The sequence below is a fragment of the Paraburkholderia panacisoli genome, from assembly GCF_008369935.1.
Taxonomy (GTDB): domain Bacteria; phylum Pseudomonadota; class Gammaproteobacteria; order Burkholderiales; family Burkholderiaceae; genus Paraburkholderia; species Paraburkholderia panacisoli.
The window spans coordinates 73,592-99,042 of sequence record NZ_VTUZ01000034.1 but is presented as its reverse complement, the minus strand read 5'-3'; the positions used below and the strand labels follow the sequence as shown (position 1 = coordinate 99,042).

Here is a 25,451-nt window from a genome sequence, read left to right as displayed (position 1 = left end):
TTCAAATTCGTTGCGTCGCTCGCGTGACGAGGCGGCCTCGTCAGCGGGAGCGCAAGATCAGTGCAGACGCGGCAGCGCGAAGTCCCGGTCGTCGAACACGTGGCATGCGTCCGGCGCGAGGGTCAGCTCGATCCGTTCGTCGCGCGTCACGCCGCCGTCGCCCGGCAATTTGGCGATCAGCGTGCTGCCTTCGCGGCTGCCGCCGTCGATATGCACGTAGCTGTGTTCGCCCATCCGCTCGACGAGACGCACCGCGCAGCGGATCGTCTGGACACCCGGTTGACCGGACGGCAGACCGAGGTGTTCGGGCCGGATGCCCAAGGTAACGTGTGCGCCGACGCGCAGGTTGCGGCCGTCGACTTGGGCGCGCACGCGCTCGCCGCTCGTCAGTTCGACTTCGAGACCGTTGGCGTCGATCGCAGTGACGACGCCCGGCAGGAAGTTCATCTTCGGCGAGCCGATGAAGCCCGCCACGAAGCGGCTCTTCGGGCGGTGGTACAGATCCAGCGGCGCGCCGATCTGCGCGATGCTGCCGTGCTTCTCCATTTCCGCGCCGGCGTGCAGCAGCACGATCTTGTCGGCGAGCGCCATCGCTTCGATCTGGTCGTGCGTGACGTAAATCGCGCTCGCCTGACGGAATTCGCGGTGCAGGCGTGCGATCTCGATGCGGGTCTGCACTCGCAGCGCCGCGTCGAGATTCGACAGCGGTTCGTCGAACAGGAACACGCCCGGCTCGCGCACGATCGCCCGGCCGATCGCCACGCGCTGACGCTGTCCACCGGACAGCGCAGCGGGACGTCGTTCGAGCAGCCCGTCGAGTTGCAGCGCGGCAGCCGTGCGGCGCACTTTGCTGTCGATCGTCGCCTTGTCGATCTTCGCCTGACGCAAACCGAACGCCATGTTCTCGTAGACGCTCATGTGCGGATACAGCGCGTAGTTCTGGAACACCATTGCGACCCGGCGTTCGGCGGGCCGTACGTTGTTCATCAACTGACCGTCGATGCGCAGCTCGCCCTCGGTGATCGATTCGAGTCCGGCGACCATGCGCAGCAATGTCGACTTCCCGCATCCCGACGGCCCGAGAAACACGCAGAACTCGTTCTCGCCGACTTCGAGGTGAACGTTGCGAATAATCGGCGAATTGCCTTCGTACGCCTTCTGTACTTTAGTCAGGGTAATGCTTGCCATAGCTCGTTGTGTTCGCGGTTAAATGATCGGGCGCTCGCTTCAGCCCGACTGGTTCAGCCGGCCATGCGGCCCGGCTGGCCCCGGTTCTTCGTCAGTTCGTCAGCCCTTCAGGGAGCCGGCCATCATGCCCTTGATCAAACGCTCCTGGCCGAATGCGTAGGCCGCGATCAGCGGCAGCGACGTCATCGTGACGACCGCCAGCATCGCCGGAATGTTCGACGAGTAATGCCCCTGGAAGTCCCATACGGCCAGCGGCAGCGTGCGATGCGGGGGCGTGGAGGTCAGCATGTACGCGAAGATGAACTCGTTCCACAGCGCGATGCCGTTATAGATCGCGACCGTCGCCAGCCCCGGCGTGGAGAGCGGAAAGAAGATGCGCCAGAAAATCTTGAACGGACCACAGCCGTCGAGTTGCGCGGCTTCCTCGAGTTCATGCGGAATCTGGCGCATGAACTCGGTCAGGATGAAGATCGAGATCGGCAGACTCAGCGCCACATACGGCCCGATCAGCGCGAACTGCGTGTCGTAGAGACCGAGGTTGCGAGTCAGCAGATAGATCGGCACGAGCGTCGAGTGCAGCGGCACGATCATCCCTGCGATCATCAGGCCGAACAGCAGCTTGTTCAAACGGAAGCGCAAACGCGCAAACACGTAGGCCGCCATTGCACTCAGCAACACGATCAGCAGAACCGACACTCCGACGACAAAGACGCTATTGCTGAAGTACGTCAGGTACGGGCCGTTCAGCACCGCCCAGTAGTTGCCGAAATAAACATGAGTCGGCAGCGCCCAGACCGGTTCGGAGAAAGTTTCTTCCTGCGTCTTCAGACTCGTCACCACGACGAAGATGAACGGCAACGTCGTGACGGCGAGCCAGATCAAACCCAGCAGCGGCACGCCGATGCGGATCCTGGGAAAATGGAGGCGATTTGTTTCAGTGGCCATGCTCAAACTTCCGTTTCGTAACGACGTGTCATGCGCAATGCGATCGCGGCAACCAGCGACACGATGATGAACATCGCGGAACCGATCGTGCTGCCGTAGCCCAGCTGGAAAGAACTGAACACGGTCCGGTACATATAAGTCGCCATCAGCTCCGACGAGCCTTCCGGGCCACCGCCCGTCATCACGTAGATCAGATCGAAATAGCGCAGCGAACCCAGCACCGACAGCAGCACCGCGGTGCGGATCGCGCCTTGCAGATGCGGCAGCTTGATGCGCCAGAAGATGGTCCACTCGGAGGCGCCATCGAGGCGCGCCGCTTCGTTCAGTTCAGCGGGCATCGACGAGAGTCCTGCGAGAAACAGGATCATGTAGAACGGCACGTTCTGCCAGCAGATCACCGCGATCGTCGAGGCGAGCGAAAAGCGCGTGTCGCCGAGCCAGTCCTGCGCGAACGAATCGAGGCCGATGGCGTGCAGCGCGACGTTGAGCGGTCCGAAGTTCGGGTCGTAGACGTTCTTGAACAGCACGCCGATCGCGACGCTCGACATCAGCAGCGGCAGGAAATAAAGAATCTTGAGAATGCGCGAGCCGCGTCCCGCCTTTTCCAGCAGCACGGCCAGCGCGAGCGAGATGGGCAGCTCGATCACGATCGACGTGATCGCGAGAAGCACGTTATTCCACAGAGAGCGCCAGAACACCGTGTCCTGTGCGAGATGCGTCCAATTGGCGAGTCCGACGAAACGTGAATGCGTACCGAGACCGGTCCAGTCGACGAGCGATAGCCGCAGGCTCGACACCAGTGGGTACAGCAGAAAGATCGCCAGCAGCAGCACGGCGGGTGCGAGAAAGACCGTGATCACCAGCCACTGCGACGACATACGCGCCCGCTCGGCGGGCGCAGCGGAAATTGCAATATTCACAGATCGTGTGTCCCGGCCCGCATCGAACGACGCGGGCCGGGCTCCTCTTCAGACTACGGGTTAGCTTCCCGCCTTCGCGGCGGCTTCCATTTGCTGTGCAGCGGCTTCAGGCGTCACCGACAGGCCGAACAACGCCTGCGACGTATCCTTGTGCAGCTCGCCCAGTTTCGGCGGCAACTCCTGGTCGTACCACAGCTGCACGTTCGGCGCGTTCGCGATCAACTCTTGCAGGCGCTTCAGGAACGGATCGGAAATGCTGATGTTCTTGACCGGCGGAATCTTCTTGTCGACCACGCGGCCCTGCATCGACGTGTCGTCGGTCATCGTCTGAATCAGCTTGAACGCCGCCTGCGGGTCCTTGCATTCCGTCGAGATGCTCATGAAGCCGTCGCCGACGGTGCCGATCACATCGCGCGGATCGCCCTTGCCGCCCGGCATGCTCGGGAACGGGAAGAAATCGACCTTGCTGGAAAATGCCGGATTTTCGTTCTGGATCGTCGACGCTTCCCAGCCGCCCATCAATTCCATCGCGGCGCGGCCCGAATACAGCAAACGACGCGATGCGCCCACGTCATAGTCAAGCCCGTTGTAGCCCTGCGCGAACGCGCCGGCCTTCACCAACTGCTGGATGTACTTGCCTGCTTCGACGAAAACCGGGTCAGCGAAGCTGCCGCCCGGCGCGCGGTCCACTGCCTTGCGGAACACTTCAGGGCCGCCGAGCCGGTCGACGAGGTACATGTAGTACATCGAGCCGGTCCACTTGTTCTTGTTGCTCAGCGCAAACGGCGCGATGCCATGCGAAGTCAGCACCTGCACGACGTGCATCAGCTGATCCCAGGTTTGCGGCGGCGTCAGGTTGTATTGCTTGAACAGTTCCTTGTTGTAGAAGATCACTGCCGCGGACGCATTTTCCGCCGCCACGCCATACGCCTTGTTGTCGTACGTCACCGCGTGCCACGAAGTGGACAGGAAGCGGTCACGATAAGCCGGGTCTTTCTGCAGATACGGCGTCAGGTCGACCACCTGGCCGGCCTTCACATATTCGTGCAGCGGACCACCGCCCCACGACTCGAACACGCAAGGCGGCTCGCCCGCGCCGAACGCGACTTTCAGCTTGGTCTTGTATGCTTCGTTAAGGACGTGCGAGTCCTCGACCTTGTAGCCGGGGTTCTGATGCTCGAAGCGGTCTGCCGCATCCCGGAGCACCTTGCTCGACGTGACGTTGGTCTGCTGGTCCCACTCGGTAATTGTCTTGCCAGACTGTGCGAACGCGCTTGTCGATACGACTGCCGACAACGAGCATACGAGCGCCGTGGCGCCGACAACTGACCGCGCTTTAAAAAAAGCCGGGTACGCCATGTTTGTGTCCCCTCTCGTGAATATTGGAATACCAACCCAAACGTTTAACGTTAGCCTTAACGTTAGCGAATGTTAGGCTTCTGCGTGAACTGTCGCTATGCGGGATTTTACCTGGTGTTTTTGCTACGGGTCTTGCATACTGCAAAAGGTTAAGTGGCTGCTCGGGCTTTCACGGGCTGCAACCGAAACGGGTTCTGGTAGAATGGATTGTATATAAACGGTATCGCTAACGTTAGCAACGAGTCGATTTCGACATGACCTCTCGCACTCCCTCGTCACGCATGGCAAAGCAGACCCCTACGCTCGAGCACGTCGCCAAGCTCGCCGGCGTGTCGCAAATGACCGCTTCGCGCGCGCTCAATGGCCGTCCGGGCGTGTCGCGGGAGACCCGCGACGAAGTGCTCAGAATCGCGTCGGATATCGGCTACGTGGTGAACCGTACCGCGCAGAAGCTCTCGGGCGGCCGCAACGGCATCATCGGCATCATCACGCCCACGCTCGACACGCAGTTCTCCAGCGAGCTGATCCTCGGCGCTGGCCGCGCCGCGCGCGGCGCGGGCTGCGAGATGCTGGTCTACACCGTATTCGACGAGGACCGCCATACACATCACGATCTGCTAGGTCTGATCCAGCAATTCTCGGATGGCATCCTGGCGATTCTCCCGCGCGAGTCGCTGTGTCTCGAAGCGCTCGCAACCGCCAAGGTGCCGGTCGTCGTCGTCGATCAGCGCGGCACGCTGACCGGTTTTCCGTCGGTATCGGTCGACAACTACGGAGGCGCGTGCCTCGCGGTCGAGCATCTGGCGCAACTCGGTCACAAGCGGATCGCGTTCCTCGCGGGTGACGAAACGATCGAAGGCGTACGCGACAGGCAGCGTGGTTATCGCGACACGCTGGCCCGCCTCGGGCTGCCGCGCGAAGATTCGCTGGTCGCGGCCGGCGATCTCTCGCAGATGATGGCGTTCGACGTGACCTTCGACCTGCTCGATCTCGCGGAGCCGCCCACCGCCATTTTCACGGCGAACGATCAAAGCGCATTCGGTGTGATCGCCGCGATCAGGGAAGCGGGCTTGCGCGTGCCGGACGACATCTCGGTGATCGGCTTCGACGACATTCCGATGTCGGAGCAATTTCACCCGGCGCTCACGACGATCCGCCAACCGTTCCAGCAAATGGCGCGCTCGGCGGTCAATACGTTGCTCGCGCAGATCGCCGGCATCGGCGCGGCCTCGCAGCGCATCACGCTGCCGGCGGAGCTGGTGGTGCGCGACTCCACCGGACCGGTTCGCACCAAACAGCGCCGCCGCGCGCGTCACCAGATCGTCTCCACGTAAGTCGACGCGCGCACCTTCGCGTCCGAGGTGACGAGCGCGCCGCCGAACGTGCGGGCGGTGGCGACGATCAACCGCTGGTGCGAAGTCAGCGCAGGCGAGAGCGTCGCCGCGCGCAAGGCGATTTCGGTGTCCACCGGGACCATGCGCACCCCTTCCATCGACACGAAAGTGGACAGCCAGCTGCGCGCGTCCATTGACAGTCCGAGCCGGCCGTCCTTGACGAACTCCGCGATTTCGAGCGCGCTGATCGCCGAAATCAGGATCTCGCCGCCATCCAGTTCCCGATCTATCGCATCGTGCGCGGCCTGGCTCAACGCTTTCTGCCTGCCCAGCCAGCACACCAGCGCAAGCGTGTCGAGCGTAATCATCGCTCTTCCGGCTCCGACACGGCCGGCACGGGTGAGTGCTTCATATTGAAATGCACGATCGAAGCCCGCAACAGCTCAAGCGGATTCTCCTGCTTGTTGCGATAAGGCCTGATCTCGATTGTGGGTTGCCCACGGTCGGTGACGACAACCGTCTCCCCCAGCATCTCCACCTGCCGGAACAATTCACATGCCCTGGACTTGAAGATGGCCTTCGATACTCTCTTTTCCATTGCGCTCTCCACCCAGACAATTCATACCGCTATTTTTTGGATCGGGCCGAAACGCTTTGCGGTTCGCGGCCAGATATTCGTTATCAACCTTCAACTACTGCCGGGAAGCCCTCTCCCGCTTCCATACCTTCAAACGCCAGCGCGACATCGTTCGGCTCGAACATTGCAATTGATGAGGAGATGCTGTGCGCCCTCATGCGGCCCGAGCGTCAGCTCGATGGTGATCGGATGGCCCTGACCGATATCCGCCCTCGTGAGGCGAATTAGAAGAAAACTTCTAACGTTATCCATAACGTTAGAACATGTTAGTCGCGCGCTCAAGGCGCCGCCATGCGGAGTTTACCTAGTCTGCCGAATCCGTCTCAACGCGCCGCCAAGGGGCGCGCAGCGGGGCTTGGCAGGAAGAAAGCAAGTTGCAAGGTTCGAGTAATATCGCACCGTAAATCCTATGGTAGCGCTAACGTTAAATGCATGTCGAACACCATGAGATAAGCCTCCGTATCCGGCAAGCCTGGCGGGCGCACTCACGACTCCTCCCGTTCCGCCCAATCCGGCTGGGAGGCCTGCCTGGCATCGAAATGCACGATCGACGCGCGCAACAGTTCGAGTGGATTCGACTCCTTGCTGCAGTACGGCCGGATCTCGATGGTGGGTTGGCCGCGGTCCGTGACAACCACGGTTTCACCCAACATCTCGACCTGCCTGAACAGTTCGCATGCCCTGGACTTGAAAATGGTTTTCGATACTCTCTTTTCCATTGCGCTCTCCACCCAGACAATCCATACGGCTATTTATTTGGAATCGAGCCGAACCGGCTACAGGTCACGGCCGGATCTTCATCATCAATCTCGTCAAACCACTGCCTGAAGATGTCCTCCCACTTCACTGCGTTCGAACGCGACCGCCGCGCCGTTCGCATCGAACAGCGTGGCCGCCGAAGCCTCCAGCTTGATGCCGATCCGCGCGCCGACCGCGTGTTGCGCATCCTTCTTGTCGAGCTTCAGCGAAATCGCCTGACCCGCACCATCGAGGTGAGCGTGCAAAAGCGATACGTCGCCCAGATGCTCGACCAGTTCGACACGCGCGGAAAGCCCTTCGCCCGGTGCGCCGATGCCGAGATGCTCGGCGCGCACCCCGAGCGTCAGCTTGCCGGTGAGCGAGCGGCCCGGGCGGCCCGGCAACACGATCTGGTCGCCGCTCCCGCCGAGCGTGATGACGGTTTGCGTGTCGCTGTGCGATACGAGCGCGGCGGGCAGCATGTTCATCTGCGGCGAACCGATAAAGCCGCCGACGAAGCGATTCGCCGGCCGGTCGTACAGGTCGAGCGGCGCGCCGATCTGCTCGATATGCCCCTTGTTGAAGACGACGATTTTCTCGCCCAGCGTCATAGCCTCGACCTGATCGTGCGTCACGTAGATCATCGTCGTGCCGAGTTCGCGGTGCAGCTTCGCGAGTTCGATTCGCATCTGCACGCGCAGCGCCGCGTCGAGATTCGATAGCGGTTCGTCGAACAGGAACACGCGCGGCTTGCGCACGATCGCCCGCCCGATCGCTACGCGTTGCCGCTGGCCGCCCGAGAGCGCCTTGGGCTTGCGTTCGAGCAGGTGATTGATCTGCAAAATCTCTGCGGCACGTCCGACCGCTTCACGCACTTCCTGCCTGGACTTGCCCGACAGCTTCAGCGAGAAGCCCATGTTTTCCGCGACCGTCATATGCGGATAGAGCGCGTAGCTCTGGAATACCATCGAAATGCCGCGATCGGCGGGCTGCAGGTCGTTGACCCGCACGCCGTCGATCAGAATGTCGCCGCCGCTCACCGATTCGAGTCCGGCGATCATGCGCAGCATGGTCGACTTTCCGCACCCGGACGGTCCGACGAAGACCGTGAACTGGCCGTCCGGAATGTGCAGATCGATGCCTTGAATGACCTGGGGCCCTTCACCATACGTCTTGGCGACGTTGCGCAGTACGAGTTCGCCCATTGTTAGCTTCTCCTGAATCCTTATGCTTGCGCTCCCGCGCGACACGGCCCTCAGGCACGTCGCGCGTTTGCGATGCGGGTGACTTCGCTCTAGCGCGGCGTGGCCACGCCGGCGTGTTGCGCAATCACGTCCCGATACCAGTGCGCGCTGTCTTTCGGCGTGCGCTGCTGACTCGCGTAATCGACGTACACCATGCCGAAGCGCTTGTCGTAGCCGGACGCCCATTCGAAGTTGTCCATCAGGCTCCATGCGAAATACCCGGCGACGTCGACGCCCTTTTGCGCCGCATCCGACAACGCGGCGAGATGCAGGTCGTAAAAGCGGACGCGTTCGATGTCACGCACGCGGCCGTTCTCCAGCACGTCCTTCGCCGCACAGCCGTTCTCGGTGATGTAGATGGGCGGCAGCTTGTAATTCGCGTTCAGTTGCGTCAGCAATTCGGTCAGGCCTTGCGGATAAACTTCCCAGTCCATGTCCGTGAAGCCGAGCACGCCCGGCGGCCGTTTGTCACCGGATGCGCTGGCGAAAATCCGCGTGTAGTAGTTGACGCCGAGGAAGTCCATCGGCGTGCCGATGATGCCGAAGTCACCCTCGCGAATCACCTCTTGCGGGCCGTTCGCGCCGTACCACTGCAACGCCTCGGCCGGATATTCGCCCTTGAAGAGCGGGTCCATGTACCAGCTCACGAACTTCGCATATTCGAGCGACGCGGCAGCCTGGTCTTCGGGTGAATCGGTCGCGCCATGCGCGGGCGACTGGTTGAGCACGACGCCCAGCGGCGCCTTCACGCCATCGGCGCGCAGAGCCTGCAACGCAAGACCATGCGACAGCAGCAGATGGTGCGACACGTGCGCGGCCTGCTTCAGGCTCGCGTTGCCCGGCGCGAAGTAGCCGGTCGCATTGCCTAGCCACGCGGTGCACCACGGCTCGTTATGCGTGGCGATCGACGCCACACGGTCGCCGAGCACGCTGCCAATCTTGCGCGCGTAGTCCGCGAAACGATAAGCGGTGTCGCGGTTTTCCCAGCCGTTTTGCGTCTCCTGCAACGCGAGCGGCAAGTCCCAGTGATACAGCGTCGCGAACGGCTGGATGCCGCGCTTGAGCAGCCCGTCGATGAGACGTTCGTAGAACGCCAGGCCTTTTTCGTTGAACGCGCCGCGGCCGTCGGGTTGAACGCGGGGCCATGCGATCGAGAAGCGGTAGGCCTGAACGCCCAGGTCGGCCATCATGTCGAGGTCCTGTTCGAGACGATGGTAGTGATCGCAGGCGACATCTCCGTTCTCGCCGTTCACGACCTTGCCCGGCACTTTGCAGAACGCGTCCCAGATCGAAGGGCCGCGGCCGTCTTCATGCGCTGCGCCTTCAATCTGATAGGAGCTGGTGGCGACGCCCCATACGAAGTCTTCTTTGAAACGATATGTCGACATGAATGATGTTGTCCTGATTGTCATGCCCGTGAGGGCTCGAAGTAAGTCGTTTGCAACAGCTTCAGGCCTTGACCGCGCCGGTCGTCAGACCGTCGATCAGCCGGCGTGAGGTGAACGCGAACAGCACGAGCAGCGGCAGCACTGCGACCGCCGAGCCCGCCATCACCGCCCCCCAATCCGAATTGGTCGGGCTCTGCAAGATGCGCAGCGCAAGCGGCAGCGTGTACATGGACGGCGAGCGCAGCACGACGAGCGCCGACAGAAAGTTGTTCCACGCCTGGATGAAGCTGATGAGCCCGAGCGTGCCCAGCGCCGGTCCCAGCAGCGGCAGCACCACACTCCAGTAAATGCGGAATTCGCCGCAACCGTCGATGCGCGCCGCCTCGATGAGATCCGACGGTATCGCCGACGCAACGTACTGGCGCATCAGGAACACGCCGAGCGCGGCGGCCGCGCCGGGCACGTACAGAGCACGCGGCTGGTTGATCCAGCCCAGCAGGTTCATCGTCATGAAGGTCGGGATCATGCCGAGGAACGGCGGCACCAGCATCGCGGTCAACGCGACCGCGAACAGTGTCTTCTTGAAGCGGAACTCGTACATTGCGAACGCGTAGCCCGCCATCGACGTGACCAGCAGCGTCAGCAATGTCTGGAGCGTCGCCGTGTAGAAGCTCCAGCCGAGGTTGCGCCAGAACGGAATGTGCCGCATCAGCGACGCCATGTTGTCCAGAAACGCGCTGCCGCACCACAGCGGCGGCGGCATCGAGAAAATCTCGGAGCTGGTGTGCGTCGCGAACACGAACATGAAGTAGAACGGCGAGAACATCAGCAGCGCGCCCGCCATCACGATCGCATAGCCGGTATAGCGGGCCTTGTTGTTCGACAGTGTCATCGCTGGTTCTCCTCGTTCATGCCGCTGCGGTGAAAGATGCGTGTGTTCAGCCACATCAGCGCGGCAATCGTGATGAACAGCAGCCACGCGATCGAACTCGCGGTACCGAAATCGCCGTCGTGGAACGCCGTGCGGTACATGTAGACCGCCGTGGTCAGGCCCGACTGGCTCGTGCCCATGCCCTCGTTCGGCAGCAGGATGAACGGCTCTTCGAACAGTTGCAGACCGCCGATGATGGACAGCGTCACCGCGAAGAAGATCATCGGCTTGATGAGCGGAATCGTGATGCGCGTGAACTGCTGCCAGCCGTTAGCGCCGTCGATCTTCGCCGCCTCGTACAGATCCTTCGGAATGGTTTGCAGCGCGGAGAGATAAAGCACCGTATTCCAGCCGACATAACGCCAGAAGATCACCAGCGACACCGCCGGCTTGACGCTGGGCGGGCTGTACAGCCATTCGATCGGATGAGCGGGGACGATCCAGTGCAGGCCCGGCAACTTGCCGATCGCCGCAATGGCGAGATTGATCATGCCGAAGTCGGTCGAATACAGCGACGAAAAGATCAACGCGATCGCCACGCTCGACGTGATGAACGGCAGGAAGTACAGACCGACGACGAAATTGCGCCAGCGGCGAAACGCGGTCTGCAGGAAAAACGCGAGCGGCAGCGCAATCAGGTGTTGCGGCAGGCCGGACATGATCGCCATCGACGCCGTGTTGTAGAGGGATTTCCAGTACCACGGGTCGGTGAGCGTGAAGATGAAGTTCGACAGGCCCACCCACTTCATGCTGGCGAGTCCCGCAGTCGCATCCCAGCTCTGGAACGACAGGTACAGCGAGAACAGCAGCGGAAAGGCAATGAACAAACCGAACAACAGAAAAAACGGAGCAACAAACAGGTAAGGCGCGATCTTCACCGGGTTGACCAGCGACTTCCTGCGCGGCGCCGTCAGCGGCGCGTGCATGTCGCCGAGGCGCCCGTCATGGGCGGCCGGTTCGGGGGTGGGCAGCGAAAGGCTCATCAGGGGTTCCGTCCAGTCTGGCGCGGCCGGCGAACGGAGCCGGCCGCGCTATTGCAAAACTTCAACACGGCGCACACGGCGCCGCGCTGTTTCCTCAACGGCGGACGCGATGCGCGATCTGGTCCTGCGCTTCCTGCAGTGCCGTCTGGATGTCCACGTTGTCGTCGACCACCTTGTCGAGCGCCGAGTGGACCGCTTCCTCGGCCACCTGGTCGTACTTGCTGCGCTGGATCGACGGAATGTGAGCCGCGGCGTCGCGCCAGATCAGACGGGCCTTCTCATCGCCAAGGAACGAAACCGGCTCGGCAAAGAACGAATCGTTCTGGGCTGCGACCAGCGCGGGGAACGCATCAATCGAGCGGAACGACGCGAGTTGCGTGTCCTGGCGCGTCGTCAGGAACTTGATGAATTCCCACGACATCGGCTTCTGGGTCGCCTTCGCCGGAATCGCGTAGAACGTGCCGCCGAACGAGGCGTACGCGTTGTTCGGCAAATTGGCCGCGCGCCACAGGCCCTTCGTGTCCGGCGCAATCCACGACGACAGATGGCCGCCGAGCCACGCGCCCATCATCTGGGTGGAGACGGTGCCGCGCTTGAAGCTCTCGGCCCATTCGTTCGACCACGGCGTGATTTTCGCGTCGAGGCCGAGGTCGCGCGCCTTCTTCGCGAGCTTGAATGCGTTGACGAAGCGCGCCGACGTGACCACCGGGTTGCCGGCCTTGTCGAAGTACACGCCGTCGCCTTCCTTCAGGTCGGCACGAATGTAGATATCCTCAATATCGCGCGACGAAGCCATCAGATAAGCACCGGTGGCCTTCTTGATCTTCTGGCCCGCGGCGAGATACGAATCCCACGACTTGTTCAGGTCGGCTTCGGTGACGCCCGCCTTGTCGAGGATGTCCTTGCGGTAGAACAGCGTGCCCGGGCCGATGTCCGCCGGCATGCCGACGATCACGCCGTCCTGGGTGGTGGCCTGCGCGAACGTATAGCGAATGAACTGGCTCTTGTACTGGCCCGCGTTGTACGGCGCCTTCGACAAGTCCTCCAGGCCGCCGCCCGAAGCGAACCGGCCGATGAAGCCAACTTCGACCGCCATCACGTCGGGCAGATCGGAGCTGGTTGCGAGCGCGGTGGTCATCGCGTTGTGGTGATCGGCGATCGCGAGCGACGACACCTTGATGTCGACATCGGGATGCAGCTTCTTCCACGCGGGCAGCGCATCCTTGATTTCCTGATCCAGCTTCGGAAAGACCGCCACCGTCAGCGTGGTGTTGGCTTGCGCGCCGGCTGCTGCCAGGCTGAGCAGGACTGCGGCGGCAGCACCCGAAATGCGAAAGTTCATTACTTGTCTCCTGTTGAACCGTTTGTAGATTGCGTTCGGTTATTTCCAGTTGCTTCTTGTGCTTTCTTGCGACGTGCTTACGACTCTCTTAAACTTTCCTGGCGTTTGAAAGCGCTTTCAAGACCTCACAAAAAAAACGCCCCGAGGGGTTTTGCAGTGCTCAGAGCCGCTCAACGGCTAGTTCGGCGAGCCTTTGCGGTGGACGCCGGCGCCCATCGGCGCGTCGTTTCGCGAATCACCAGCGTGAGCGGAATCGTTTTCAGTGCGATGGGTTGCTTGCGGATCATCTGCACGATCCCCTGCGCCGCGAGCCGCCCGATTTCGTAGGTGGGCTGGCGGACCGTGGTCAGCGGCGGAGTCATATACGACGAGGTCGGCAAATCGTCGAAGCCGACCAGCGAGATGTCTTCCGGCACCCGCAAGCCACGGTGGAAAATCGTCAGACGCGCGCCATAAGCGCTCTGATCGTTCGAGCAGAACACGGCGCTAAACGACGAGCCGCGCGCGAACAGCCGCTCCATCGCCGCCACGCCGCCGGTCTCCAGATAGTCGCCCTGCTCGACCAGTTCGGCGTCGAACGCGATACCCGCTTCTTCGAGCGCCATCCGGTAACCGTCGAGGCGCTCGATGGCATCCTCATGATTGGGCGGCCCGGCGATGAACGCGATCCTGCGGTGACCCTGGTCGATCAGATGCCGGGTCGCGTCGCGAGCCCCTTGCAGGTTGTCGAGCGGCAAGCTCGCGAGGGACGCGCTGTTTTGCACGGAACGTCCAAGCACGAGCAAGGGCGCGTGCCGCGAGTAATCGATCAGGGACGCCTCGTCGAGTTGGGCATGCAACAGAATCATGCCGTCGACACGGCGCGCGATGAACTGTTCGAGGCGCGCCATCTCGTCCTTGATGCTCCAGCGGCTGCTGACGAAGAGCGCGGTGTAGCCCGTCTCCGACAGACCGTCTTCGATACCGCGCAGCCACTCCGCGTAGAACGGGCTGGACACGGTTTGTGTGAGTACGCCGATGGTGTCGGTCTTGCCGCTTGCGAGGCCGCGCGCCAACACGTTTGGCCGATAGTTGAACCGCGCGATAGCCTGCTCCACCGCTTTCTGCTTGGCCGGCAGCACACGCGCCGTGCCGTTCAGGATGCGCGACACGGTGCTCGGAGAAACGCCGGCTGCCCGCGCGATTTCCTCGAGTGTCACATTGGGTGGGGTGGCGTCGTCGTCGATCATGAGCAACAGAATACGATTTTTGAAAGCGCTTTCAAACGTGAGTAAACCCTAGTCTGGTTGCGCGTGAAATGCAAGGCTGTCAGCAAAAAACAGCCAGTGCGACGAGGGTGGAGGAAGCGTCGCACCGGCCTCTCTACGAAAGAGAAATAAGCAGTACCTGAAACTCAGAGATCACTACGATTGCCGGTCAAGGCAAGCCCTACTTAGAACGTCGTCATGATGCCGGCGAACACACCCGTCTGGCTGTGGCCGTAGTCCGGGTTGCTGTTGGACGACGTGCCGGTTGCCGGATTGAAGTTGTTGTTGCCGTACGGGCCGTTGCCGAGGTTCAGGTTCGACGTCGAGCTGTTGTGGACGTAGCCGGCTTCCGTGTAGACGAAGGTGCGCTTGGACAGCGCGTACGTCGCAGCCAGCGTGAACAGCGTCGCATTGCCGTTGCCGTTGTTCGCGTTCGCATGGAACACCGCGCCGGTCAGCGCCGTGGCGTTGGTCACCTGCCATGCCGCGCCGAACCATTCGTGGTTCACCCCGGTCGGCGCGCTCACGCCGATCGGCTGCGATGCGTCGGTCACGCCCACGCTCGCGTTGGTCGCATCCGGCGCACTCAGGTGCTGGTAGCCGGCGTACAGCTTCACGGGACCGATCACATACGTGCCGCCGGCGAGAATCGAACGCGAAGCCGAGTAGACGTTGTTGAACGAACCGTTCGCGCCGCGGACTTCGTCGTAAATCACGCGGAAGTCGCCGCTGCCGAACGTGTAGATACCTTCGACCGCATTGGTACGGCCCTGGCCCGTCGGAACGCCTTGGGCGTTGACCGGCGCCGAGTTCCAGCTCGTATTGTTGGTCAGCGAATATTGACCCTTCAGGACCAGGCCGCCGAGCAGCACGGGCGAGTTGTACTCTGCGCCGTTGCTGGTGCTCGCCCAGTTGCGGCCGCGCACCAGGGTCGAGATTGCGTAACGCTGCATCAGCTGCGGGTCGGTGCCCCAGCTGTCCTGCGACAGTTCGCCGGCGCCGAGATTACCCATCTTGAACAGACCGAAATGGTCATTGGTGAAGCCGACCGTGGCGTGGCGGCCGAACAGATTGCCCGCCGAAGCGCCGGTCATCGTATTCAGCTGCCCTTCCAACTGGAAGACCGCCTTCGTGCCGCCGCCCAGATCTTCCGCACCTTCCAGGCCGAACCACGAGCAACCCCAGTCGCCGCTCTGGGCAGCCCACGCGTGGCCGCCCGGAATACCGGTTTCGTACTGGATGCCGTTGTCGATACGTCCATATAGTGTGACGCTGCTCTGCGCGTGGGCCACCGTCGCAGCTGCCATCATGGACAAAGCAAGAACCTCTTTTTTCATTAGATATCCTATATACATTTTGGCGTCTCCAAGCCGCTCAGGATGTGTCCTCAGTGGGTACACTCCCCGCTTTGCTGAAATGTCCGCTTCACATTTCGAGGCGATTATAGGGACGCCAATTGCGCTGCGTATCAATCTTCCGTGTCAGGGAAAACGCTGTCGTATATAGCTGTTGCGCATGATCCAATGAAGAAGTAGCACGCTCTTCGTGACCATCACGTCGTGGTCATCTGCCTGGCAAATCCGTTTGAATCCGTACACTGAAAAATCGCGCGAAGCCCGCGTTTTGGCGTCGCGCGGGCTCGCAGGGGGCTTCGAGTCGTTCGAACGCGCGCGCAAGCCGATTTTGATGTTGTGCGAATGCAACGACGAACTGTGAACCGCATTGGGGATTGACGTGCGTGTTGGCCGGATTTTTCCGGCCTGAGCTTGCGCCTCTGTCGAATTCAACGACGAGCAAGTGTCCGATGGACATCCCCACAGCGCATCTCGCCGCCTTCCAGCAAGCGTTGGCATTCGGGACTATGATCAACAGATAGGACGCCGACAACGCCGGTCAACGAGCCGTGCCCAGCTCGACAGAGAAGATTGAGTGCGAGTCTGCAAGCGCATTCACGAGACTTATTCGCTTTTCGCGGAATTCACCGTTCAGGCCTTGCCTTGATCCGCTTGAACGGTCCGCGCCACGCAGTCAATCCAACGCCGCGTTCCGACGATGAACGCGCAAGCTTTTCGCCGGGCGACAACAAATCCGCCAAACGTCCCGACAGACAAAACCCTGCGCGCTCCCATCGACATCGATGGCACTGCGCATTGCACAGGGCTTTTGTCATCCACTTCCGCGGCCCCTCCTGGAGTCGGACCGGAAGACTTGCTGCCGGAGTTCGCCGGCACACCTGCTTATCTGCAAGGAGGTATCGTGAAAATAGCTATTGCTTCCACTCTCGCATTGTTGATTTCCAGCGCCATCGCACCCGCGGTCCATGCCGACAGCGATTCGTCGGCCGCCGACCGGCAACTCGCCCATAACGTCCGTGTCAGCTTCGCGCATAGCGGCGTCAGCCTGTCGCACGTATTCGTCTTTGCGCGATCGGGAGAGGTCACGCTGATCGGATGGGTGCCCGAGCGCACGCAGGTCGCGCTGGCTGAACAGACCGCCCACACGGTGGACGGCGTCACCTCGGTGAACAACCTGCTCTCGCGGTCGGGGGGAAGGTTGAATTGACGTTGAAATCAAACGACACCGCTGCGCGGACGACAGTCAAACCGTCCGCGCGCTAAACATCGGTCTGCCTCGGCAGCTTTGATCGTCTGGGGAATGGGCCTGCGCTTGAACGTTTGAACAACAGCGAGGTCATGTCAGCGACTACATCAGTTCCTGGTGCGCAACACCAGGCTCGGCACAGCACAACACAGCACAGCACAGCCGTCAAACGCGTAACGTCACCTGCCCCTCGCCCGCCGGCAAAGTGACGCTTACCCCAGACTCACCAACCCGCATCGGCAAGCCAGCCGCATCCCGCAAGCTATGCCACTGGCGCAGCACCAGCGGCAACGGACTTTGCACGCCGTCACGCCGAATCCGCAACAGGTCGCCGTGGCGAGCCACGCTTACATGCGTCACCTCGGCGCCGCCCAGATCACGCAGCGTCACAGCGGCCGTCTCGCCATCGCCCAGTTCGAATAGGTGCAGTTCGCTGCGTTTCGCATAGTCGTAATCGGGACGCTGATCCTCGGTGCCAAGCGCCAGTAGCGTATTGGGCCGCACGTACAGCGGCAGGCTTGGCGCCGCTCGACAATGCGCCGCAAGCGGGCAAACTCGTCGTCCCATGACTCGCTCGCATACATCACGAGGTCCATGCCATGCTGCGTCAGCACAGATTGCAGCCCGTCGGCCAGCGTCATGAACACACCGAGCGTGTACTTCTCCTCTTCGCGCCGCATCGGCAGCATCAGCCCGATGATGTCGAGCCGACCCTTGCGCAAGCTCTCGGCCGACTTGCTCGGCGCGTAGCCATGCCGAAGCGCGGCAGCGCGCACGCGTTCGCGGGTTTCGGCGCTGACCTCGTCGCTGTCGTTCAGTGCACGGGAAATGGTCGAAACGGAAAGATTGAGTTCGCTCGCGAGTTGTCGGATACCCATGCGCTGGTCTGGCCAAGGACGTAATCCGGCCAAGCTTATCAAACTGGCGGGCTGTTGCTGTATGAGTTTGTCGGTTCGGCCAAGCTTCTATGCGCCGGCATTTCGACATCCCGACAAATCATCGCCGTCTTGCCGCGAAGTGCATCGCCTCGCCGGTTCAGTCAGGTTAACCCCGCATAGCGAGGCTTGCAGTCGCTGCTTAAGATCGCCGCTGTTACCGGTAACGTTAAGAAGAGTTAGAAAAACCTCGAATGAGAAATCACACTACCAGGAGACAGTGAATGCGCGCCCGACGGACTTCGATACGCCTTCTCACCCTTGCCACGGCGCTGTGCTCGGTTGTCTGGGCCGGTGGCTGCGCGAACACCCAGGCGACAGCCGCGCACGACGGGCCGCCGCTTGCAGCGACACCTAAAGAGACGCCGCCTCAGTTGCGAAACGTCATGGCCGCGCATTTCAAGGTCGGCGCGGCGATCGAGCCAGACTCGATCGAAAGCCCTGCCGACGCCGCATTGCTCGCCGCCCAGTTTTCCAGCCTGACCGCCGAGAACAAGATGAAGCCGGGCACGATCGGCGTCGCCGAGGGCAAATACAACTTCGCGCCTGCCGACGAAATTGTCGCGTTCGCCCAGGCGCACGGGATCGCGGTGCGTGGCCACACGCTGGTGTGGCATTTCAAAAGCGGCGACTGGTCGGAAGCGCCCGCCTGGTTCTTTGCCGGCGATCCCAAAGATCCTCACTATCACGACATCGTGGCAGCGCGCCTGCAGCGATATGTAACCGACGTTGTCACACACTTTCGCGGCAAGGTCTATGCGTGGGACGTGGTCAACGAAGTCATCAGCGATGATCCGCATCAGGTCTATCGCGAGGACAGCCCGTGGTATCGCGCGCTCGGCAAGGACTACATTGCGATCGCATTCCGTGCGGCGCGTGCGGCTGATCCGAACGTGAAGCTCTATATCAACGACTACAACACAGACGATGCAGGCAAGCGCGCGAAGCTGCTCTCCGTGGTCCGCGAGTTGCGCGCCGGGGGCGTGCCGATCGACGGCGTGGGACATCAGATGCACATCAGCGTGAACTGGCCGCCACTGCCGAACATCAAACAGGCTTTCGACGATGTCGCCGCGCTCGGACTCGAGAATCAGGTGACGGAACTCGACATGAGTCTCTACACCGATTCCGGCGCATGCTGGAGTAACCCGCATGCGTGCCTGCCCGACCTCGGCCACGCGGTGCCGAACGACGTGATGCGCGCCCAGGCACAGCGCTATCGCGCCGTGTTCGATCTGTTCGAGCACGAGCCGAGCATCAAGGCCGTCACGTTCTGGGGTTACTCGGACAAGCACACATGGCTGACCTCGACGCCGGTGCCGCGCACGAATCTGCCGCTGCTGTTCGAAGCCAACCTGCAACCCAAAGAGGCCTTCTGGACGATCGTCGACCCGTCTTACCAGCCGTGACGCATCGCTATCTCACGGCTCATCAGTGCCAACCTCGTTGAGTTCCGGCAACTCGTCCGCCGCCTGGTCCGGCTGCCCGGCGGCGGTTTCATGAGAACGCTCGGGCGACTGCACGACCGGCGGCGGCATTTTGCCGATGCCCTCGTCGATGCGCTGCAGGACATACGGGAAAAACGGATTCGACGCGATGCGGAACATCGAGTCGAGCGTGAGAATCAACGTGCCGCGTTCGCCGCGCGGCGCGAGCGTGCCTAGGTTCTCGTTGAAATTCTCCTCGTCGCTCGGTGCGATGCCATAGAGCGCGTCCGTCACCGGGAACGGAATAGCCACGTGCGATAACGAGAAAATATCTTGCGGATATTCGATGCCCAACGGCTTGACGCGCGTTTCGACCTGGCCCGCATCGACGTTGCGCTCAACGGTCTGGCTCGAGTCCGGCGACGCGTTGGCGATGACCGTGGTGCGAAAGTTCTGCGGACCCGTGCGCAGCAGCCGCGAGAGCGCGGTGTACGACGCCACGCGCAGAAAGGTTCGGAATCGCACGCTGCGATTCACGTCGAACAGCACGACTTCACTGCCATTCTGCGGAAGCTGGTCGTATAGCGACGACATTACCGCCGGCGTGCTGACGGTGAAATCGGTCACGGACTGGAACGTCAGCACGGGCGGCAATGCAACCAGCCGGTTCTCACGATGCAGCCTGATGATCTGCTCCTGGATCGTACTCGTGAGCAGGTGCGACTGGCGCGCGCCGTTGACCGGAAACGAGTTGTATTTGAACGGATTGAACTCGGGCACGATGCCGAGCCACGCGGCCCGTTCGAACGCCGGGAGCACCGCCGGCAGTCCGGCGAGACCGGCAAAGCGGGCATAACGGGTCACGCCGATCATCGGCGAGACAAGGATGACGCGGGTCGGGCGCGAAAGCGCGGGGTTCTCGATGGAATCCAGCGCGTATTGCAGCGCGAGCGCGCCGCCGTTCGAGAAGCCGACCAGTTCCAGCGGCTTGTCGGGACCGATGCGCCGGCGCGCCTCGCGCACCGCGAGCCGCGTTGCGGCGGCCCATTCACGCCATTCGACACGCGTAAGACCAGCGGGCACCGTGCCGTGCCCCGGCAGACGGATGCCGATCGCGACAAAGCCCCGGTCCCGGTAGCGGCGCGCGATGTGCCGCAAACTGAACGGCGAATCCGTCAGACCATGCAGCAACACCACGGCGCCCACGGGTGGTCCCGACGGTTCGAGTATGTACGAGCGGTTCCAGTCTTGCGCGAAGTGCGCCGGAAAGATAGGCGAGCCTTCGTAGTAGCGGTTCGCGGGCACGCGCTCGGCGGGGCGCAATTTTTCGACGACGTTGGTGCGCACGTCGTCGAAAATCCGCGACTCCGACTTGAGGTAGGCGTTCCAGTCGCCCGCGTCCATTTCCTCGATCGTCATTTCGCGCGGCACATAGGTGTGCCAGACCGCGAGTTCCGGAGCGCGCTGCGAGTACCACGCGCGCAACCCCAGCGCGGCTACCATCAGCAGGACCAGAATCAATGCACTTATCTTTATTACCTTCAGCGACGTGCGTAGCATTCGTGCCTCTTGGTGAGGGTTGCAACGACCTGCAAGACGATGATGCGCCACATCCGGAACACAGCAGGATCAGTCTACGCCGCTACGCCGCGTCGGCGTCTGCAACATGAAGGCAGGCATCGGCGCTCTCGGTGCCGGCATGAGCGTCGCTCGGACCGATACATCGTGCCGTTGGCCGACGCAATCGACCCATATGATGATCGCTTTCCCGTTCGGCCGTTGTCATCGCATGCGTCGTTTGAAAGATCCCGCCTGGATATCCTAAGGTCTTTTATCCGTCCGTTCAAACTCTGCTGCAATTCGATGAATGGCTGCGTTGTATGCGCCGGAGTCTTGATGCTTGCTTGCAATCCCACGCTGTTTGATGAGTTGGGCTGCGGGGTTGAACGTATGCATGCCTGAGTTGCCGGGCAGTATGCCGGCCGTAAGGTGCGGTCGAGCGGAGAAGCGGCTGATTGCCGCGTTTCACTGTTTGACGCGAGATGCGGCGTGAAGGTGGCAAAGAGAACGTGTTGAGTGGCATCCACTCGCCGCAAGGTCCTTGCGGCGCGCAGCATCGTCCGACAGCCAGTCATGCGAGCGACAACGGACGACGCCGCTGCGGGGCGAGGCTCGGCGCAGCGCGCTTCTGAGGAACCCTGCGACCCAGACCGGAACGCGGGGCGTGTTGCATAGCCCCGACGCTCCGGCCGGCATACCTACTGCCGACCACCCCTGATATTGCCCGCCACACCACCGGCAGCACCGCCGATGAGCGCACCGGTCCACGCGTCGCCCCCCGAGATCGCCGCAATGCCTGCGCCGCCCGCCGCGCCGATCGCCGCGCCGCTCATCGTGCCCTGCTGCCGCGCGCTCATGTCGGTGCAGCCGACCACGACCACAAAAGCGCCAATGCCCGCGATCCATCCAAGTCGTTTCATGATCGTCTCCTTTATGGGTTCTTCTTCAGGCCTGGCACGACCATTTCGAACCACAAGGTCTCGATCACCGGGTGCTGGATTCTCGTGGGATTGGCGGCGTACCAACTGTCGAGCCCCTGGCGCACGCTGTCGAGGGTTTGACCTTGCATGCCTTTCGCGAAGCGCGGCGCGATATCCTTGTCGGCGGATTTATTGCCCGCGTAATACGCCCGCTCGATTTCAAGCACATTGGCGACGCCGACGAGATACGCCTTCTTGGCTTCATCCGACGAGTGGATCCATTGCTCGCCCGTGACAATCGGAATGCTTTCTGCGCGGGCGACATTGCTCATCATTGCGAACGTCAGGAAAGTCAGAGATAACAGCGTTCGCCATTGTGGTCTGGTTGCCATCACGTACTCCATGGAAGTTATGTTCTCCAGCAGCCTGCGCCGACCGCATCCGGTGGCGTCGGTCGTGTTATGTAGAGGAATGGTCTCTGTGTCTGATCGGGCCTCCTTTTCTCGGTCTCAACTGACGCAGTGAAGTCATCCGCTCCGGCCTCGCCGGGAATAGCGACCTGCAGCCGCCTGCCGTACCGGACTGTTCTGTTATTCCGCCGTCGCACTGAATGGCGGAGTCAACATGAAGAACTGGAATTGATTGCGGATACGACGCGTCGAGCGGCGCGGCCGGTCCGGCATCGACGATGCGGCACGATATAGAGTCTAGGGCGTTTTCTATAATTTCCAAGCTCAATTCCGCGCAATCCACAGAAGAGCGCGTTTGCCTCGCAGCACAATGCAAAGCAGTTTGAACCCGAATGGAAACGGCGCTGGTCGATCGGGAGTAGAAGAAAGTCTCACTCATACCGCGTTGGATTCAGTTCCAGTAGTAGTGCAAACCGCTGATGACAGAAAGCCGATAAGACTGTAAGAACGCCGATTGGGGGTTGCCGACATTCCATTGTCCGAATGCAAACAAAGGTAGCTGTTTCCAGATGCAATGAAGCCAGCAGAACAACGGTCTTTATATGACGCACGCATCACACGATGCTCAATGCGTCGACGACTTCGATACGGGTCGCGCGATAAGCGGGATAAGACGCACACAGCACGGCGAATAAACTTGCCGCGAGCGCGATCGCGCCCATGCGTAGCCAGTCAAGATCGACCTGCAGCAGCACACGACAGGACGAGTGGGCGGCGTTTATCCGATCCCGAATGCGTTGATCGCGCACGCGGCGACGAGCGTGACGCACTCATCGCGGAGATGACTAGCACGATGCTCGCCATGAACGAGAAGATCATGTCGAACAGGCCGTTCACCTGGGTGTAACAACTCGACATTTCCTGCCACGTCCTGATCTCGATGTCGAAACCCTCGGCGCTCCACCGAGTCGGTGTTCATCAGCGCGTGGAATTGTGAGATGTGTTCGTGCCTTTCTCAATGCGGCCATGTGTCGATTGCAATGAAGCATGACAATCGACGGGAACCTCATCGAGCGGCTTGCACCGCTATGGCGGGACATGCCATAGGCTCGATCGCGGCCACTTCCTGCTGATGACGCATGACTGGCTGCGGAGCAGCTGGGCGGGCGTAAGCGGGCTTGACCGTTAGTTGCATTATAGTCACCGGCTCCAGCCACACCTCATGCCCGCGACGCCGCGTCCAACTTGCGCACAGACGCTTTGGACCCGGTATTGCCCGCGCGGATGCCCGCTTGCCGCGCATTCGGCATTAACAGTCTTTGGCTTGTATTTGCAAAATACAGCGTATAGACTGTATATGAAATTTACAGGCTTTAACCTGTCAAGGTGCCGAAGCACCTGCCGGAGATGAACCGTGGACTACCCCATCAAGACACTGAGCCAGTTGAAGCCGATTCTGCAGGGCTTCAGGAAGGCCGCCGGGCTCACCCAGGCTGCGATGGCCAGCCATCTCGGCGTGGCGCAGCAGACTTACGCGCAACTCGAGGCCAATCCGGCCACAGTCAGCGTGGAGCGGCTCCTCAAGGTCTTGCGGGTGCTACAGGTCGATCTGAAGCTGACCCAAACCGCAGACGGGTCAGCGGCAAGCAGCGTCGTCGGGAGAAATGTCACATCGTCCCCAGGCGCCCCGCAACCGGCGGACACAGCGGCGGCCGGCCGTCCCGCGAAAAACGCGTCGACGGCAGCGGCCGGCAACGTCAAGCGCAAAACGCCGGCGTCGCGCAAGCAGGAAGCTTCCTCCGCAACGCAGGCGCGCGCCGCACGCCCCGCGAAACAAACCGCCAGCAAAACCACGCGCAAAGCCCGCGGCGCCACCGCCTCTAAAGCCCCTCGCGGCGCCGCGAAATCCCGCAGCGCCGGCAAGAAACGGGAGGACTGGTAAGCATGGCGCGCAGCACGCAACCCACCCGCCTGAATCTTTGGATGAACGGCTTGCCAGTCGGCCATTGGGAAACGACCCGCCACGGCGAACGCCTCGTGTATCGCGACGACTGGATCGACGATCCGCAGGGGCGCCCGCTGTCGCTATCGCTTCCTTTCACGCCGGGCAACCAGCCGTATCGCGGCCAGGTCGTCGCGGACTATTTCGACAACCTGCTGCCCGACAGCGAACCGATCCGCCGCCGTATCGCCACGCGCCACAGGACCGGCAGCACCGCGCCATTCGCACTGCTTGCCGCGCTCGGTCGCGACTGCGTCGGCGCGCTGCAGATGCTGCCGCCGGACGAGACGCCTGCCGACCTCACGACCATCAGCGGGCGCGAACTACGCGACCGCGAGATCGCGGGCCTGCTGCGCGGCACGACATCGACGTCCCCGCTCGGACAGCACGATCCGCTGGAAGATCTGCGCCTGTCGATCGCGGGCGCGCAGGAAAAGACAGCCCTGCTCCGCCATCGAGGCCGCTGGCTGCTGCCCGAAGGCAGCACGCCGACCACGCATATCTTCAAGTTGCCGCTCGGACTGGTCGGCAACATGCGTGCGGACATGCGCACGTCGGTGGAAAACGAATGGCTCTGCTCGCAGATCGTCGCGGCTTATGGGCTACCTGTCGCGCGTTGCGAAATCGCGGGATTCGAAGATCAGAAGGTGTTGATCGTCGAGCGATTCGACCGCCGGCCGTCCAGCGACGCAACATGGATCGTGCGGCTTCCTCAGGAGGACATGTGCCAGGCGACGGCCACCTCGGCGCTTCACAAGTATGAATCCGACGGTGGGCCAGGCATCGAGACGATCATGGAAGTGCTGTCCGGCTCCGCGCGCGCGGCGACAGACCGGCGCAACTTCTTCACGACGCAGATGATCTTCTGGCTGCTCGCCGCGACCGACGGTCATGCGAAGAACTTCAGCATCGCGCACTTGCCGGGCAACCGCTACGAATCCACTCCGCTTTACGATGTGCTTTCGGCGCATCCGATCATCGGCGCGGGCGCCGGCCGCTTACCTGCGCAAAAGGTCAAACTGGCGATGGCGGTTCGTAGCAAAAACGTCCACTATCTGCTCAATCAGATCCAAAGGCGGCACTGGATTGCCGAAGGGCAACGAGTGGGATTGTCCGCTGCGAGTGTGGAGACAATGATCGACGAGTTGACCGCGCGAACCGATGCGGTGATCGAAGCAGTGTCGGCGCAATTGCCCGAGGGTTTTCCGATGGATGTGGCCGATGCGGTCTTTGGCGGCATGCGTCGGCTGAACACCAAGCTCGCGCAATCGACGTAAGGATCGTGGCGCGCGCCGCCGGACTTTGAAACGCCGGCTACGGCGAATGGAACAGTTACGTTG

The 25,451-nt window shown here is 61.8% G+C and carries 24 protein-coding genes; 5 read left to right on the top strand and 19 right to left on the bottom strand.

Annotated features, from left to right (window positions below):
* Positions 1-57: 57 nt before the first annotated feature.
* The 4 genes from FVF58_RS35970 to FVF58_RS35955 form a co-directional block, all read right to left on the bottom strand.
* On the bottom strand, positions 58-1,188 hold the full coding sequence (locus FVF58_RS35970; RefSeq protein WP_149674468.1) for an ABC transporter ATP-binding protein: 1,131 nt from the start codon (positions 1,186-1,188) through the stop codon (positions 58-60).
* A 99-nt stretch (positions 1,189-1,287) separates the two neighbouring features.
* Positions 1,288-2,133 carry a carbohydrate ABC transporter permease gene (locus tag FVF58_RS35965; RefSeq protein ID WP_149674467.1) on the bottom strand — a complete coding sequence of 282 codons (846 nt, stop codon included), beginning with the start codon at positions 2,131-2,133 and terminating at the stop codon, positions 1,288-1,290.
* A 2-nt stretch (positions 2,134-2,135) separates the two neighbouring features.
* The gene (locus tag FVF58_RS35960) at positions 2,136-3,053 is read right to left on the bottom strand and encodes a carbohydrate ABC transporter permease (protein ID WP_246217325.1); all 918 of its coding nucleotides are present in this window, start codon (positions 3,051-3,053) and stop codon (positions 2,136-2,138) included.
* Between the two features lie 60 nt (positions 3,054-3,113).
* Positions 3,114-4,412, bottom strand: a complete 1,299-nt coding sequence (locus FVF58_RS35955; protein WP_149674466.1) for an extracellular solute-binding protein — start codon at positions 4,410-4,412, stop codon at positions 3,114-3,116.
* Between the two features lie 254 nt (positions 4,413-4,666).
* On the opposite strand from FVF58_RS35955, the gene FVF58_RS35950 reads away from it, so the two are divergent.
* A complete protein-coding gene (locus FVF58_RS35950; RefSeq protein ID WP_246217324.1) occupies positions 4,667-5,746 on the top strand; it encodes a LacI family DNA-binding transcriptional regulator in 1,080 nt (359 codons plus the stop codon).
* Here FVF58_RS35950 and FVF58_RS35945 read toward each other — a convergent pair.
* The 10 genes from FVF58_RS35945 to FVF58_RS35900 form a co-directional block, all read right to left on the bottom strand.
* Positions 5,725-6,114 carry a type II toxin-antitoxin system VapC family toxin gene (locus tag FVF58_RS35945; RefSeq protein WP_149674465.1) on the bottom strand — a complete coding sequence of 130 codons (390 nt, stop codon included), beginning with the start codon at positions 6,112-6,114 and terminating at the stop codon, positions 5,725-5,727. The genes FVF58_RS35950 and FVF58_RS35945 overlap by 22 nt on opposite strands.
* On the bottom strand, positions 6,111-6,344 hold the full coding sequence (locus FVF58_RS35940; protein WP_149674464.1) for a type II toxin-antitoxin system Phd/YefM family antitoxin: 234 nt from the start codon (positions 6,342-6,344) through the stop codon (positions 6,111-6,113). Before FVF58_RS35940 ends, FVF58_RS35945 begins: the two co-directional genes overlap by 4 nt.
* A gap of 524 nt (positions 6,345-6,868) precedes the next feature.
* A complete protein-coding gene (locus FVF58_RS35935) occupies positions 6,869-7,102 on the bottom strand; it encodes a type II toxin-antitoxin system Phd/YefM family antitoxin (protein ID WP_149674463.1) in 234 nt (77 codons plus the stop codon).
* A 93-nt stretch (positions 7,103-7,195) separates the two neighbouring features.
* Complete coding sequence (locus FVF58_RS35930) at positions 7,196-8,326, bottom strand: ABC transporter ATP-binding protein (RefSeq protein WP_149674462.1); 1,131 nt, start codon at positions 8,324-8,326, stop codon at positions 7,196-7,198.
* A gap of 89 nt (positions 8,327-8,415) precedes the next feature.
* A complete protein-coding gene (locus FVF58_RS35925; RefSeq protein ID WP_149674461.1) occupies positions 8,416-9,753 on the bottom strand; it encodes a GH1 family beta-glucosidase in 1,338 nt (445 codons plus the stop codon).
* 61 nt (positions 9,754-9,814) lie between these two features.
* Positions 9,815-10,645: a carbohydrate ABC transporter permease gene (locus FVF58_RS35920; RefSeq protein ID WP_149674460.1), complete on the bottom strand. Its 831-nt coding sequence runs from the start codon at positions 10,643-10,645 to the stop codon at positions 9,815-9,817.
* Positions 10,642-11,667 (bottom strand): carbohydrate ABC transporter permease, encoded by a 1,026-nt coding sequence (locus tag FVF58_RS35915; RefSeq protein ID WP_149674459.1) that lies wholly within the window; start codon positions 11,665-11,667, stop codon positions 10,642-10,644. The genes FVF58_RS35920 and FVF58_RS35915 overlap by 4 nt, the downstream gene beginning before the upstream one ends.
* A 94-nt stretch (positions 11,668-11,761) precedes the next feature.
* The gene (locus FVF58_RS35910; RefSeq protein WP_149674458.1) at positions 11,762-13,009 is read right to left on the bottom strand and encodes an ABC transporter substrate-binding protein; all 1,248 of its coding nucleotides are present in this window, start codon (positions 13,007-13,009) and stop codon (positions 11,762-11,764) included.
* A gap of 170 nt (positions 13,010-13,179) precedes the next feature.
* On the bottom strand, positions 13,180-14,238 hold the full coding sequence (locus FVF58_RS35905; RefSeq protein WP_149674457.1) for a LacI family DNA-binding transcriptional regulator: 1,059 nt from the start codon (positions 14,236-14,238) through the stop codon (positions 13,180-13,182).
* A gap of 203 nt (positions 14,239-14,441) precedes the next feature.
* On the bottom strand, positions 14,442-15,593 hold the full coding sequence (locus tag FVF58_RS35900) for a porin (protein WP_149674456.1): 1,152 nt from the start codon (positions 15,591-15,593) through the stop codon (positions 14,442-14,444).
* Between the two features lie 715 nt (positions 15,594-16,308).
* Between FVF58_RS35900 and FVF58_RS53270 the strand changes: the two genes are divergently transcribed.
* The gene (locus FVF58_RS53270; protein WP_246217323.1) at positions 16,309-16,818 is read left to right on the top strand and encodes a BON domain-containing protein; all 510 of its coding nucleotides are present in this window, start codon (positions 16,309-16,311) and stop codon (positions 16,816-16,818) included.
* A gap of 425 nt (positions 16,819-17,243) precedes the next feature.
* Here the strand turns inward: FVF58_RS53270 and FVF58_RS35890 are convergent, their stop codons facing one another.
* Positions 17,244-17,735: a LacI family DNA-binding transcriptional regulator gene (locus tag FVF58_RS35890; protein WP_149674455.1), complete on the bottom strand. Its 492-nt coding sequence runs from the start codon at positions 17,733-17,735 to the stop codon at positions 17,244-17,246.
* Between the two features lie 281 nt (positions 17,736-18,016).
* On the opposite strand from FVF58_RS35890, the gene FVF58_RS35885 reads away from it, so the two are divergent.
* Positions 18,017-19,201 carry an endo-1,4-beta-xylanase gene (locus FVF58_RS35885; RefSeq protein WP_246217322.1) on the top strand — a complete coding sequence of 395 codons (1,185 nt, stop codon included), beginning with the start codon at positions 18,017-18,019 and terminating at the stop codon, positions 19,199-19,201.
* Between the two features lie 12 nt (positions 19,202-19,213).
* On the opposite strand, the gene FVF58_RS35880 is transcribed toward FVF58_RS35885, so the two are convergent.
* The 4 genes from FVF58_RS35880 to FVF58_RS51740 all read right to left on the bottom strand — a co-directional run bounded on the left by FVF58_RS35880 (position 19,214) and on the right by FVF58_RS51740 (position 22,864).
* The gene (locus tag FVF58_RS35880; protein WP_149674454.1) at positions 19,214-20,779 is read right to left on the bottom strand and encodes an alpha/beta hydrolase; all 1,566 of its coding nucleotides are present in this window, start codon (positions 20,777-20,779) and stop codon (positions 19,214-19,216) included.
* Between the two features lie 698 nt (positions 20,780-21,477).
* A complete protein-coding gene (locus FVF58_RS35875) occupies positions 21,478-21,699 on the bottom strand; it encodes a YMGG-like glycine zipper-containing protein (RefSeq protein WP_149674453.1) in 222 nt (73 codons plus the stop codon).
* 11 nt (positions 21,700-21,710) lie between these two features.
* Positions 21,711-22,091 (bottom strand): hypothetical protein, encoded by a 381-nt coding sequence (locus tag FVF58_RS35870; protein ID WP_149674452.1) that lies wholly within the window; start codon positions 22,089-22,091, stop codon positions 21,711-21,713.
* A 632-nt stretch (positions 22,092-22,723) separates the two neighbouring features.
* The gene (locus tag FVF58_RS51740) at positions 22,724-22,864 is read right to left on the bottom strand and encodes a hypothetical protein (RefSeq protein ID WP_188131026.1); all 141 of its coding nucleotides are present in this window, start codon (positions 22,862-22,864) and stop codon (positions 22,724-22,726) included.
* 659 nt (positions 22,865-23,523) lie between these two features.
* Here FVF58_RS51740 and FVF58_RS35865 point away from each other — a divergent pair.
* Positions 23,524-24,051, top strand: a complete 528-nt coding sequence (locus FVF58_RS35865; protein ID WP_149674451.1) for a helix-turn-helix transcriptional regulator — start codon at positions 23,524-23,526, stop codon at positions 24,049-24,051.
* 2 nt (positions 24,052-24,053) lie between these two features.
* Positions 24,054-25,388, top strand: coding sequence for a type II toxin-antitoxin system HipA family toxin (locus tag FVF58_RS35860; protein ID WP_149674450.1), 1,335 nt, complete (start codon positions 24,054-24,056; stop codon positions 25,386-25,388).
* The last annotated feature ends 63 nt before the right edge of the window (positions 25,389-25,451 follow it).